Origin of the sequence: Desulfomonile tiedjei, assembly GCA_016212925.1 — a bacterium.
Lineage (GTDB): Bacteria > Desulfobacterota > Desulfomonilia > Desulfomonilales > Desulfomonilaceae > JACRDF01.
Genome location: JACRDF010000022.1, coordinates 84,886 through 97,875, shown reverse-complemented (window position 1 = coordinate 97,875; position 12,990 = coordinate 84,886). Strand labels below are relative to the sequence as shown.

The following is a 12,990-nucleotide window of genomic DNA, read 5'->3' as shown; positions in this document are numbered from 1 at the left end:
GGCGTGGGGGTTTGAGATGTCGGTCAAAAGCATTAAGGACCTGGATATAAAGGGCAAAAGGGTCTTCTTCCGCTTTGATTTTAACGTGCCCTTGGACCAGTCCGCCGCGATCAAGGACGATACCAGGTTGCGTAGAGCGCTGCCCACCATAGAGTATGCAGTGGCGCAGGGAGCGAAATGCATCCTGGCGTCGCACCTGGGGCGGCCAAAGGGTGAGAGAAAAGCCGAAATGAGCCTCCAACCCGTGGCAGCACGCCTGACCCAGTTGCTCGGTCGAGAAGTACGTTTCGTGGATGATTGCATCGGGCCCAAGGTGAAGGAGGCTGTGGAGGAGCTGCCGGAAGGCGGTATATTGTTGCTGGAGAACCTGCGGTTTCATGCCGGCGAGACCAAAAACGATCCGGAACTTGCGCGTGAACTGGCCTCCTTGGCTGACGTTTACGTCAATGACGCATTTGGGACCGCTCACCGTGCACATGCATCCACGGTAGGCGTTGCGCTATTGGTAAAGGAGAAGGCTGCCGGCCTGCTCCTCAAGGAGGAGCTGGACAACCTTGGCAAAGCCCTCGCCAACCCTGCAAAGCCCGTGGTAGCGATTTTCGGCGGGGCAAAGGTGTCGGACAAAATCGCTGTGCTTCAGAACATCGTCGACCGGATGGATGCGATACTTATCGGCGGCGGCATGGCAAACACCTTTCTCAAGGCCCGAGGGATAGAGACGGCCTCATCCATGATTGAACAGGATATGATTCCGGTGGCGTCGGAAATCATGGAAAAGGCGGCTAAAAGAGGATGCCGGGTGTTGCTGCCTATTGACGTGGTTGCCGCGGATAAAATGGAAGGGCCCGCACGTGTCGAGACCGTTGATCTTGGCGCTGTTCCTCAGGGAGAAATGGCCCTGGATATAGGCCCCAGAACAACTGAAGCGTTTCGTAAAGAGATAAAGGACGCCGGGACTATCGTCTGGAACGGCCCTATGGGCGTATTTGAAATTGATGAGTTCAAGCGCGGAACCATGGAGATTGCCTCCGCGGTGGCGGCCGCGAAGGGCTTTTCCGTCGTCGGCGGTGGAGATTCCGTCCGCGCTTTGCAGCAGGCCGGAGTAGCCGACAAGATCTCGTACATATCAACGGGTGGCGGGGCCTTCATGGAGTTCATGGAAGGCAAGACGCTGCCCGGAGTGGCCGCGTTGGAAGGGTAACAACGCGAAAGCACCTGCTTTGCGTCATGCCAAGGCTGTGGGCCAAGCGGCTGGTGGCTTCGCCTTACATCAATTCGCGTCAATGGGGTAACCCTTGTGTTCGAACAAAGGTTGGCGGTAGAATTACGATTCCTGTGTCCTAGGCCCCAAAGAAAAGAAGGTGCCCAAAATGCGTGAGCCGGTAATGGCTGGCAACTGGAAAATGCACAAGACTTCCGCGGAAACTAGGAGTCTTGTGCGCGAATTGCTTACCGGCTTGCAGAACGGGCGGATCAATTGCGAGATCATAGTTGCACCTCCTTTTACGTCGGTCCCTGCCGCGGTGGAAGAAACGCGCGGCACGGTGATCAGGGTAAGCGCTCAAAATCTTCATTGGGAAGATCGAGGCGCGTTTACAGGGGAGATATCGGCGCCGATGCTGAAGGAAATCGGTTGCAGTTATGTTATAGTGGGCCATTCGGAGCGGCGGCAGTTGTTCGGGGAGACTGACGAAAGCGTTAACCTGAAAATAAAAGCTGCCCTGCGCAATGACTTGGTGCCGATCTTCTGTTTGGGCGAGACCCTGGAGGAACGAGAACGGGGCACGACATTCGATGTCGTCAAACGGCAATTGACCCTGGGAATGAACGGAATAAAGCCCCGAAATCCATCCCGGTTTATTATCGCCTACGAACCGGGGTGGGCGATCGGGACAGGACGGACCGCGTCGCCTGAGCAGGCCCAGGAGGTTCACTCCTTTTTGAGGAAGGAACTAGGCTCGCTGGTCGGTGAGGACTTGGCACAAGAGATCCGAATATTGTACGGTGGGAGCGTCAAGCCGGACAATACTCGCGGTCTCATGAATTGCCGTGACATTGACGGAGGACTGGTGGGTGGGGCTTCTTTGAAAGCGGAAGATTTTGTGGCAATAGTTCGCGAAGGATCTTGAGCTACGGAGGGAACAGCACGAATGTTCACATTCTTTATCCTGGTAATTCATATCATGGTTTGCATTGCACTCATCTTGATTATCCTTTTGCAGTCGGGAAAGGGCGCCGATATAGGAGCCGTTTTCGGCGGAGGATCGAGTCAGACGGTTTTCGGTAGTTCGGGCGCGGCCCCGTTTTTGAGTAGGGTTACCATAGTGGCCGCTGTGGTTTTTATGATCACCTCGATCATCCTAACTTACTTCTCGGGACGAGGCATGGTGCTGGAGAAATCTGTGGTAACCGAGCAATCCGCACCTGTAACTCCTGGTGGAGAGGGCGGTACCGTTCCGGGTGCGGAAAAGGGCGAGGCCATACCGGTTCGACCTGAAGCGGCCCCTGGGCAGACAGGGCAACCCCCTGCTCCGCCGGCACCGACAGCGCCCGCGGAAAAGCCGGGAGGATAAGCGCCCAAAAACGGAGCGATGATTCAAGTAATATTTTAGAATAACTAGAACAATCGGTCCGATGTTTCACGTGAAACATCGGGCTTATTGTTTTTGCCGTACATCTCACCCTAATGATTCAACGCGCCGTGGACCCAATAACTGCCGAAAACCATCACTTAGACCTGTTGACAAATGCCCCTTTCGGTCGTATAAGCATACGAAAACATGAAAAAATCCACAGTAAGGGCGTTCCCATGGAAAAAAGAGACCTTGATCTGATAACCAGACATGAAGACCAAGATCCCGAATTGAAGAGACTGTGGCAGGAGCACCTCGAATTTGAGGAACAGCTCGAAGTGTTCAATAAACGGGTGTACCTTTCTCCCACCGAGGAGTTGGAACGCAAGACACTCCAAAAGAAGAAACTGAAAGGGCGGGATCAAATCGAGCGGATCCTGGTCAGACTTCGTCAGGACGAGAAATCCGGCGGTCATCCTGACCTTTGAAATGCTCGGTTAGTCGCCCGATCGACAATAGAGTGAAAATGAACGGTGCCCACATTCTCCTTCGGTCTCTCAAAGAAGAAGGAGTGGATACTATTTTCGGTTACCCCGGTGGAGCGGTCATAGACATCTTTGATGCCCTTGCGACCAAATTTCACCGCGATTTCAAGTTCGTACTGGTGCGCCACGAACAGGCAGCGGTTCACGCTGCCGACGGTTATGCCCGGGCCACGGGCAAACCCGGCGTCTGCCTGGTCACGTCCGGTCCGGGTGGAACCAATACCGTGACCGGCCTGGCCACCGCGTACATGGATTCCATACCGGTGGTTGTCTTTACGGGGCAAGTTCCCACACCGCTCATAGGAAACGATGCATTTCAAGAAGCGGACATTGTCGGCATAACAAGACCCTGCACGAAACACAATTACCTCGTCGGCGATGTCAAGGAACTCGCCCGAACGGTGAAGGAGGCTTTCACCATCGCGGGCACGGGGCGACCCGGCCCTGTCCTTGTCGACCTTCCCAAAGATGTAGTCCAGGCCCAGGGCAATTTCGAGTACCCTCGTTCAATCTCGATCCCTACTTACAAGCCCACGCTCAAGCCACACATCCCTTCCATCAATAGGGCGGCGGACTTGATAGTCCAGGCCAAGCGGCCCGTAATTTATGCGGGCGGCGGTGTCATAACCTCCGGCGCCCACCAGGAACTGAGAACTCTCGCGGAAATGACCGCATCCCCGGTTACCATGACCCTCATGGGCCTCGGCTGCTTCCCGGGAACACACCCCCTGTCCCTGGGGATGTTGGGAATGCACGGCACGTACAGGGCCAATATGGCTGTGGACAACTGCGATCTATTACTGGCGATAGGTGCGAGGTTCGACGATCGCGTTACCGGAAAGGTCGAGGAGTTCGCTGCCAAGGCCAAGATCGTCCATGTGGATATTGACCCCACTTCAATTCAAAAAAACATTAAAGTGGATGTCCCTATAGTGGGGGATGCTCGTTTGGCTCTGGCAAAGCTAATTGAGGCCCTTAACAAGCGGGGCCATTCATCCAAGGACCGGGACAAACTTAAGAAATGGCACGCCACCATTACGGCTTGGCGCAGCGAGCAGCGTCTGCGGTTCGACCGAACCACCGAAATCATCAAGCCCCAATATGTCGTCGAAAAGCTTTATGAACTCACCGAGGGTAACGCGATTATAACCACCGAAGTGGGCCAAAACCAGATGTGGGCTGCTCAGTATTACCTGTTCGACAATCCTCGAACCTTCCTCTCTTCAGGGGGCCTCGGGACAATGGGTTACGGCTTTCCTGCCGCTATCGGAGCCCAGGTAGCTTTCCCGACCAAAACCGTCATCGACATTGCCGGTGATGGATCGATCCAGATGAACATACAGGAGCTTGCCACCGTGGCCACCTATGAACTGCCGGTAAAGATAGCCATCCTCAACAACGGCTACCTCGGCATGGTCCGCCAATGGCAGGAGCATTTTTACGAGAAAGTCTATGCCCACACCGATATAATGACCGCGCCGGACTTTGTAAAGTTGGCCGAAGCTTACGGCGCCACGGGATTGCGCGCACGCACGGTACAGGAAGTGGAGCCGGTGATCAGGCAGGCCCTGGACACAAAGGGGCCGGTTGTCATGGACTTCATAGTGGAACGAGAAGAAGGAGTCTACCCGATGGTCCCCGCCGGCGGTTCGGTGAGGGACATGATTCTGGTCTGAGCAGTGGAAAATCGACACGTCATATCTGTGCTGGTCGAGAACAAACCCGGCGTGCTCGCAAGGGTCGCCGGTATGTTCTCAGGCCGCGCTTTCAACATACACTCGCTGGCAGTGGCGCCCACGATGGATCCCGACTATTCTCGGATGACCATCGTGACCCAAGGCAGCGAGCAGATCATGGAACAGCTCATCAAACAACTCAGGAAGCTGATTAACGTGGTAAAGGTCCAGGACCTGACCTTGGGTGACTATGTGGATAGAGAAATGATCCTGATCCGCCTGAAGGCCACAGCGGCAAAGAGGGCGGAAATACTCAGGATAACCGATATCTTCCGGGGCAAGGTAGTGGACGTGTCCCATGATACGATCACTCTGGAGGTTTCCGGGGCGGAAGGCAAGATCGAAGCAATTATCGAGCTTCTCACACCACTAGGTATCGTCGAACTCATCCGGACAGGCACAGTTGCCATTCCAAGGGCCAAGAAAGCGGCCAAAGCATCAGGAACCGATCAATGATCTGCAAGGCCGGACACTACGAGCCGATAGCTCGCGAGGGATTTGTGTTTATAATCCCCGGGATAATTATCTCGTTCCTGTTATGGTGGACCGGGTACTCATGGAGTTCTTTTGCGTTTCTGCTCCTATCTATCGCGATTGCCCTATTCTTTCGGAATCCCGAGCGGGTGCCTCCTCGTGAAGACGGGATCGTGCTCTCCCCCGCAGACGGCCGGGTCGTGGAGATCGTAGAAAACGTGCGATCGGAAAACCTGCCGGACTCTCCATTCAAACGGGTCAGCATCTTCATGTCTCTGTTTGACGTTCATGTAAACCGCTGGCCGATCTCCGGCATTGTCGTGAAGATCAAACATGTGCCGGGAAGTTTCTTAGATGCCCGTGAGTCTGCCGCGTCCGAGGTCAATGAACACAATTGTGTTGTTGTCGAGGGCGAGCAGGGGACACTTCAGGTGGTGCAGGTGGCCGGCAAAGTGGCCCGGAGAATCGCGTGCTGGGTGGAGGAAGGCGACCAGGTCAAGCAGGGCGACAGGTTCGGACTGATCCGATTCGGATCGAGGCTGGATGTTTACCTTCCGGAAGGCTTCGCTGTGGTGACCCGGCGGGATGACATAGTAAAAGCAGGCCTTTCCATTATAGCACGCAAGGCTTAGGCCTCCGCAGCCTTTCCTCCTCGCCGCTCCTATGCCCCGCGCTCGGTGGTTCCCAAAAAAGTATACTCGAAGCCACTGTTTTTAGTGTAAAATGACTACGGCATTCGCAGGAGTGTCGTTTGACTCCCATGTGCGGACGGCATCGCCGCCAACGTTCGCATCACTTGTGTAACGGCCCCAGACCTTAGCTGAACCGATAGGCATATTATGGCAACACGCATACGAAGGAAGAAGCCCTTTTTCAGACGCCGCAAGCAATGGGCGACCGGCGAGGAAACCCCGGACAGGCACCAACGAAGGGCCATACAAATGGCCAAGATGAAGAAGGGGATCTTTATCCTTCCGTCCCTCTTGACGTTGTCCAGCATATTCCTGGCCTTCTATTCCATTGTGGCCGCGCTCAAAGGCGAGTTCACGCTGGCGGGCGCGCTGATTCTGGGCGCCGGCTTCTTCGATAAACTCGATGGCACGGTAGCCCGCCTAACCCACACGGCGACGCGGTTCGGTGTAGAATTGGATTCCCTTGCCGACGTGATCTCCTTCGGGGTGGCGCCCGCCCTCCTGATGTACGTGTGGACACTGGCGCCTCACGGGCGCATAGGATGGGTCACCGCGTTCCTTTTTGTCGCCTGCGGCGCCCTCCGCTTGGCAAGATTCAACGTGCAAACCGGCACCATAGATCCGAAGAGATTCAACGGGCTCCCCATTCCCGCGGCCGCTGCCATGGTTGCCACGACCGTGATGTTCTTTCAGAAAATGGAACTGAACCCGTCCGAGTTCGCAATACATCTCCTGATACTGACTCTGGCTCTCTCGTTCCTAATGGTAAGTTCCGTAAAATTCCACGCATTCAAGGACCTGGCGTTCGTCAAGAAACAGCCGTTCAGTTCGACGGTGGCTTTCGTCCTCTTGCTTGCCCTCATTGCAGCCTCACCTTATGTGATGCTGTTCCTGCTCAGCGCAGGATACGTGATCTCCGGGCCCATCTTGACCATATGGCTGTACCGCAATAGGCAAAGGACACAGGAACAAGTGGCAGAGGCCCCGGCCCCGCAGGAAGCAACCGCAGCGGACCACCAGGCGCCGACAACCGGTGGCGACCTTATCCCTCTGTCCGATCATAGACGGGGGCCTAAGGGTCAGCCGCAACGCGGCCCGTCTGATCAGACGCCTTCCGACCCTTCTTCTGAAAAGCAAGGGTAATGGCCCATTGTCCCTTTTGTAAACGCGGGACAGGACGGACCTTGCCCGCTGTTCTCGCTCTTGCCCTGAGCAACCGCACACTTTGCATCGCGGGTCCGCGCCGCATTCACCGTCTCCTCGAACACCCTGGCCATTGAAATCCGTTGCGTTGCAGTGTAAATCATTAATTGCTTCGTGGGGGGAAACTTGATTTGGAGGATGCTATGTCTGACCGCGTGCTGATTTTTGATACTACTCTTCGGGACGGTGAACAATCGCCCGGCGCCACTATGAATAAGCAGGAAAAGCTCCAACTCGCCAGGCAATTGGAAAAGCTAGGTGTAGACATCATCGAAGCCGGCTTCCCGGCCAGCTCTGAGGGAGACAAGGAAGGTGTCGGCCAAATTGCCGCGGAAATCAAGAATTCAAGGATTGTGGGCCTGGCAAGGACCGGTGCTGAAGATATTGAAACGGCCTGGCGTGCGGTCGAAAAAGCCGCAAAACCCGGCATCCATACTTTCATCGCTACGAGCGATATTCACATGGAGCACAAGCTCAGGATGTCCCGCGACGAGGTTGTGGACAGAGCGGCTCAGGCCGTGCGTCTCGCGCGATCATTGTCCGATTGGGTCGAGTTCTCCTGCGAGGATGCCACGCGCAGCGACCCTGAATTCATGTGCCGCGTAATACAGACGGCCATTGACGAGGGCGCGGGCACCATAAACATCCCCGACACGGTGGGTTATTCCTATCCGGAGGAAATGGCCGAGCGAATAAGAACAGTTCGTGAAAAGGTCAAAGGCCTCGAAAAAGTCGTTCTATCAGTCCACTGCCACAACGACCTTGGTTTGGCGGTAGCCAACTCCCTGGCTGCCATCAGAGCCGGAGCCAGACAAGTGGAGTGCACCGTGAACGGAATTGGAGAACGGGCCGGTAACGCCGCGCTGGAAGAAATCGCTATGATACTGAAGACTCGAAAAGAGGCCTTCAACGTCCACACCGGAATAGTTACCGAACAGATCTTTCACACAAGCCGCCTCGTGACCGCGATCACCGGTATGGCGGTTCAGCCCAACAAGGCCATAGTAGGGTCTAATGCCTTTGCACACGAGTCGGGCATTCATCAGGACGGTGTCATCAAGGAACGGACCACTTACGAAATCATCGACCCGAGAGCGGTGGGAATTGGCAAATCTTCCCTCATCTTGGGCAAGCATTCCGGCCGCCACGCGTTCCGCGAGCGCGCGAAATCCCTTGGATACGACTTGACGGACGAGGAGATAAACCGAGCGTTCAAACGTTTCAAAGCCCTCGCGGACCACAAGAAGACCATCTTCGACGAGGACATTGAAGCAATTATAGCGGAAGAGGTCCTCCGGATCGCCGAGACGTACAAGCTTCTGTCCGTCACGATCATGTCCGGTACGGATGTGGTGCCGACCGCCACAGTTCGCCTGGAGGTAGAAGGCACTGAATACCATGGCGCTGAACTGGGTAATGGACCCGTTGACGCGACTTACAACACCATTTTGAAACTTACGGGCCGCCAGCCGAAGCTTCTGCGCTTTTCCATATCCGCAGTCACCGGCGGGACCGACGCCCTCGGCGAGGCTACGATCCGCCTGGAAGAGGACGAAAACATTGCAACGGGTAAGGGCGCTCACGAGGACATCCTGGTGGCGTCGGCCAAGGCAATGGTTAATGCTCTCAATCGCTTGGATTACCTTTCCAAAAGGCCCAAGCCTTCAGTCAGGCTGTAGTTTGCATTGCAGCTAAGCCGTTTCGGAAACCCATTTCCGATCGAATTATGAGCGCTATTGCCGGCTTATCCGCCCCTGCGAGCCCATTGGTAGTGACTTTCCGGGAAGGCCGCACATTTCCCTCAGGAAATCGGGATACCCGCCGCACATGGTGTGGATTGATTTTCTGCGCGTTTATCGGTAGAATAAAGTTGTGCATGTCGGGGGAATGAGACATGCGCGCGTCATTTTACAATTCGTACTATTTGCCGCAAAATCCAAAAAAAATATTGCGGTTGGGACCTCAGTCCTTCATAATATTGCAGATCCCCATCGCAAACCCGGATTCTCGGGAAAAGAAAGTCCCTTGGCAATATTTTGCCTTAATGTTCTAAACGCTCTATGAATGAGAGGAGTCTCACTATGGCCGAAGATAAGTACGAGGAGAAAGAGAGATTTGACGGGCAAAAGGTCAAAATCCTACTGCCAACGTATGCTCAGGGAACGGACCAGGACAGCTACCAGTGGCGCAAGAACATCGAATATGTGAACGTAGGCGAGGAAGCCAAGCCGATCAAGAAATACTTGACCACAGCGGAAAGATATTTCTATTCCAACGACTGGTTCGGCAGCGAGAAAAGAAAAAATCCCGCCTGAGACCGTCATTTTGATTCCCTACTTTTATAGATCAACTCGGTTAAGGAAGGTGGCAAATGGCTGAACTGCCAAAGGTAAAGTATTCGGGAAAAATTCGTGAAATCAAGATCGGTAAGCCGGGATGTGAAATCGTCGTCGGTGGACAAACCGGGTACAGCTTCTACTCTTTCGAAGGGAAAATGCCCAACGTCCCAAAATTAGCCCTACAGGTGCTCGACATCACTCCTGAAGAATGGGCCGCGGAGGCGTTGGAGCCCTTCAAGGACGTGGTAGGCGACCCGGTGAAATGGGCCAAGAAATGCGTCGATGTGTACAAGGCGGATATAGTCTGTTTGTGGCTTGCCGGAACGGACCCCAACGGCAAGAACCTACCTGCAAAGAAGGCTGCTGAAACGGCTAAGAAGGTTGCCGAAGCCGTCAACGTCCCGGTGATCGTCTGGGGAGTTTCCAGCGACGAAAAGAACACCGAGGTGCTCAAGGCTGTCGCGGAAGCCTGCGCAGGCCTAAACGTGGTGCTCGGCCCCGTTACCGAGGGCAATTACAAACAGGTCGGAGCTGCCGCAATAGCATATAAACACGTTGTAGCCGCAAACTCTCCCATTGACATCAACCTCGCCAAGCAACTCAACATCCTATTGGAAAACCTGGGCGTGCCAAACGATAAAATCCTGATCGATCCGACCACGGGCTCCGTGGGCTACGGAATGGAATATTGCTACTCGATCATGGAGAGGATCCGCCAGGCCGCTCTGACTCAAAACGATGAGAAGCTCCAATACCCGATCATCAATAACATCGCCGAGGAAGTGTGGAAGACCAAGGAAGCCAAGCTTCTGACCAAGGACGCCCCCACGTTGGGAGACGCAGCAGTCCGCGGCGTCAACTTGGAAGCCATCACAGCCTTGAGCGCTTTGCAAGCAGGGTCCGATGTTCTGATTTTGCGGCACCCCAAGACTCTGGAACACCTTCGCAAGTACCTCTCCGACATTATGGTGGAGACCGACTTGCAGTCCATGGGCGTTGACATGTCGCTTGCCCCTGCCGAGGCACCGGCCGCGCCGGCCAAAGCGGCTCCTGCGGCTAAGGCCGCGCCCGCAGCAAAGCCTGTTGAAAAGAAAGCCGATCTCGGGGTAACGATTACTGCCGTTCCTTTAGAGAAGGCGGCTGAAAAAGTCGCGGAAGCGCTGGCCCCACCCTCTGCCGCACCTAAAGAGGAACCTGCGCCCGCAAAGCCCAAACCTGCTGCAGCCGCAGCCCAGCCTGCGACAGAAGAAGAGGAAGCGCTTATGGGACAATTGACCAAAGATGACATCCAAAGCTTGAAAGAAATGGCCGGGGTGTTCAAAGCCGTGAAGAATCTGGCTACCGGCCTTGGAAGCCTCTTGTCCGGCCAGGTACCGGTCGCCGCGGCTCCCGCGGAAAAAGCGGCCGCACCGGCGGCTGTGGCTCCCCCCCTGAAGAAGAAGGAGCTGGAACCCGCGGACTGGACAAAACACACCGTTGACGCGGTGACCCTGGAAGGCCTCAAGATAGCTGATCGTGAAGGCTACTCCACCGCTTTTCATCGTGCACGCACCATGACCGCGTGCCCCATCGGAAAGGGCGGGACCTGCTGCAAAATCTGCAACATGGGCCCGTGCCGAGTGCTGCCCCCCAAAGGCAAGGACGAGACCCCGGAAGAACGCAAAAAGAGAACCGGCCTGTGCGGCGCCACCCCGGAAACCATCGCGGCACGTAACTTCGCCAGGATGGTCGCAGCGGGCACAGCGTCTCACAGCGATCACGGCCGCCATATAGCCCACACCTTCATCCACGCGGCAAAGGGGGAACTCCCGGACTACCACATTAAAGACGTTCCCAAACTCTTGGCGGTTGCCATGGATTACGGCGTGGAAACCGAGGGCAGGGAAGTAAAGGACATCGCCGTTGAAGTGGGCGAAAAAGCGCTCGCTCAATACGGGCAGCAGGACGGCGAAATAATCAACATCAAACGAGCCCCGTTGAAAAGACAGGAAATCTGGAGAAAAGAAGGGGTTATCCCGCCCGGCGTCGACCGAACAGTCGTCGAGGTCATGCACATGACGCATATGGGCGTGAACCAGGAAATGGAGCACATCATTCGTCTGGCCACCAAATGCGCCCTGGCGGACGGATGGGGCGGCTCGATGATTGCCACCGACCTGTCGGACATCCTCTTCGGGACCCCCGTGCCAATCCTGGGCAAAGTGAACCTCGGGGCCATGAAGGAAGACACTGTAAACATAATAGTCCACGGGCACGAGCCCACTCTCTCGGAGATTATCGTCCAGGCCGTTCAGGACCCCGAGATGGTAGCCTACGCTCAGAGCAAGGGTGCTTCGGGAGGAATCAGCCTCGGCGGTATTTGCTGCACCTCCAATGAGATCCTGATGCGCCACGGCATCCCCATTGCCGGTAACTATCTCCAGCAGGAGATGGCCGTGATCACCGGCGCGCTTGAAGCCATAGTCGTCGACGTGCAGTGTGTAATGCAGGGACTTGCCGAGCTGTCCAAGTGCTTCCACACCCAGGTGGTGACCACCAGCCCCATAGCCAAAATGCAAGGGGCCCACAAGCACTACGACTTCAAGGAAGAACACGCGCTGGATATAGCGAAGCAGATCGTTCGTGAAGCCTGCGACAACTTCCCCAATCGTGACAAGACCAGAGTAAGCCTCCCCACCGAGCAGCAGGACATGGTCGTGGGCTTTAGCCATGAGACGATCAACTACATGCTCGGCGGAATGTTCCGCGCAAGCTACAGGCCGTTGAATGACAACATTATCAATGGTCGCATTAGAGGCTTGGCGGGAATAGTCGGCTGCGGCAACCCCCGTATCCAACATGACGCTCTGCATGTCAATCTGGCCAAAGAGCTGATCAAAAACGACGTGCTGGTCCTGACAACAGGATGCTCCGCCATCGCCCTTGGGAAACACGGCCTGCTAACTCCTGAAGCAGCGGCAAAATATGCCGGCCCGGGTTTGGCAGAGGTCTGTGAGACTGTGGGTATCCCGCCGGTTCTCCACATGGGTTCCTGCGTAGACAACACCAGAATCCTTATGGCCGCTACCGCGGTGGTCAGGGACGGCGGTTTGGGTGATGACATCTCCGATCTGCCCGCTGTCGGCGTAGCACCGGAGTGGATGAGCGAAAAGGCTGTTGCCATCGGCCAGTACTTCGTCGCTTCAGGCGCTTATGTCCTCTTCGGCGTGGGCTTCCCCACAATCAACGAGGACGTCTGCACCAACTACCTGTTCAAAGACATCGAGAAAGTCTACGGCGGACGCTGGGATTTCGTCGAAAAAGACCCGTACGAAATGGCCAGACGAATCATAGCTCAGATTGATTCCAAGAGGGCCGCCCTGGGCATCGACAAGGCCAGGGAGCGCGTCCTCATGGATATGGCCATGCGCCGAGATATAGCCTTGTAG

At 55.6% G+C, this 12,990-nt stretch carries 11 protein-coding genes; all 11 read left to right on the top strand.

Translation table 11 applies throughout. The annotated features are described in order from the left end of the window. Positions 1–16 precede the first annotated feature (16 nt). Positions 17–1,201, top strand: a complete 1,185-nt coding sequence (locus tag HY913_09965; protein ID MBI4963590.1) for a phosphoglycerate kinase — start codon at positions 17–19, stop codon at positions 1,199–1,201. A gap of 169 nt (positions 1,202–1,370) precedes the next feature. Then, complete coding sequence (locus HY913_09960; protein MBI4963589.1) at positions 1,371–2,129, top strand: triose-phosphate isomerase; 759 nt, start codon at positions 1,371–1,373, stop codon at positions 2,127–2,129. 21 nt (positions 2,130–2,150) lie between these two features. After that, entirely contained in the window at positions 2,151–2,573 is a 423-nt protein-coding gene (gene secG / locus HY913_09955) for a preprotein translocase subunit SecG (GenBank protein MBI4963588.1), read from the top strand. 236 nt (positions 2,574–2,809) lie between these two features. After that, positions 2,810–3,061, top strand: a complete 252-nt coding sequence (locus HY913_09950) for a DUF465 domain-containing protein (GenBank protein MBI4963587.1) — start codon at positions 2,810–2,812, stop codon at positions 3,059–3,061. A gap of 32 nt (positions 3,062–3,093) precedes the next feature. Continuing rightward, positions 3,094–4,794, top strand: coding sequence for a biosynthetic-type acetolactate synthase large subunit (gene ilvB / locus HY913_09945; GenBank protein MBI4963586.1), 1,701 nt, complete (start codon positions 3,094–3,096; stop codon positions 4,792–4,794). Positions 4,795–4,797: 3 nt separating this feature from the next. Next, a complete protein-coding gene (gene ilvN, locus HY913_09940) occupies positions 4,798–5,310 on the top strand; it encodes an acetolactate synthase small subunit (protein MBI4963585.1) in 513 nt (170 codons plus the stop codon). Then, entirely contained in the window at positions 5,307–5,960 is a 654-nt protein-coding gene (locus HY913_09935) for a phosphatidylserine decarboxylase family protein (GenBank protein MBI4963584.1), read from the top strand. Before ilvN ends, HY913_09935 begins: the two co-directional genes overlap by 4 nt. 207 nt (positions 5,961–6,167) lie before the next feature. Next, positions 6,168–7,163 carry a CDP-diacylglycerol--serine O-phosphatidyltransferase gene (gene pssA, locus HY913_09930; GenBank protein MBI4963583.1) on the top strand — a complete coding sequence of 332 codons (996 nt, stop codon included), beginning with the start codon at positions 6,168–6,170 and terminating at the stop codon, positions 7,161–7,163. Positions 7,164–7,366: 203 nt separating this feature from the next. After that, on the top strand, positions 7,367–8,902 hold the full coding sequence (locus HY913_09925; GenBank protein ID MBI4963582.1) for a 2-isopropylmalate synthase: 1,536 nt from the start codon (positions 7,367–7,369) through the stop codon (positions 8,900–8,902). Positions 8,903–9,304: 402 nt separating this feature from the next. Continuing rightward, positions 9,305–9,538 carry a hypothetical protein gene (locus HY913_09920; protein MBI4963581.1) on the top strand — a complete coding sequence of 78 codons (234 nt, stop codon included), beginning with the start codon at positions 9,305–9,307 and terminating at the stop codon, positions 9,536–9,538. A gap of 56 nt (positions 9,539–9,594) precedes the next feature. Then, positions 9,595–12,990 (top strand): anaerobic carbon-monoxide dehydrogenase catalytic subunit, encoded by a 3,396-nt coding sequence (gene cooS / locus HY913_09915; protein MBI4963580.1) that lies wholly within the window; start codon positions 9,595–9,597, stop codon positions 12,988–12,990.

What these genes read in the sequence shown, in the direction of transcription:
- HY913_09965 (MBI4963590.1), top strand. Translation starts at nt 17, where the DNA reads ATGTCGGTCAAAAGCATTAAGGACCTGGATATAAAGGGCAAAAGGGTC.
- HY913_09960 (MBI4963589.1), top strand. Translation starts at nt 1,371, where the DNA reads ATGCGTGAGCCGGTAATGGCTGGCAACTGGAAAATGCACAAGACTTCC.
- secG (MBI4963588.1), top strand. Translation starts at nt 2,151, where the DNA reads ATGTTCACATTCTTTATCCTGGTAATTCATATCATGGTTTGCATTGCA.
- HY913_09950 (MBI4963587.1), top strand. Translation starts at nt 2,810, where the DNA reads ATGGAAAAAAGAGACCTTGATCTGATAACCAGACATGAAGACCAAGAT.
- HY913_09935 (MBI4963584.1), top strand. Translation starts at nt 5,307, where the DNA reads ATGATCTGCAAGGCCGGACACTACGAGCCGATAGCTCGCGAGGGATTT.
- pssA (MBI4963583.1), top strand. Translation starts at nt 6,168, where the DNA reads ATGGCAACACGCATACGAAGGAAGAAGCCCTTTTTCAGACGCCGCAAG.
- HY913_09925 (MBI4963582.1), top strand. Translation starts at nt 7,367, where the DNA reads ATGTCTGACCGCGTGCTGATTTTTGATACTACTCTTCGGGACGGTGAA.
- HY913_09920 (MBI4963581.1), top strand. Translation starts at nt 9,305, where the DNA reads ATGGCCGAAGATAAGTACGAGGAGAAAGAGAGATTTGACGGGCAAAAG.
- cooS (MBI4963580.1), top strand. Translation starts at nt 9,595, where the DNA reads ATGGCTGAACTGCCAAAGGTAAAGTATTCGGGAAAAATTCGTGAAATC.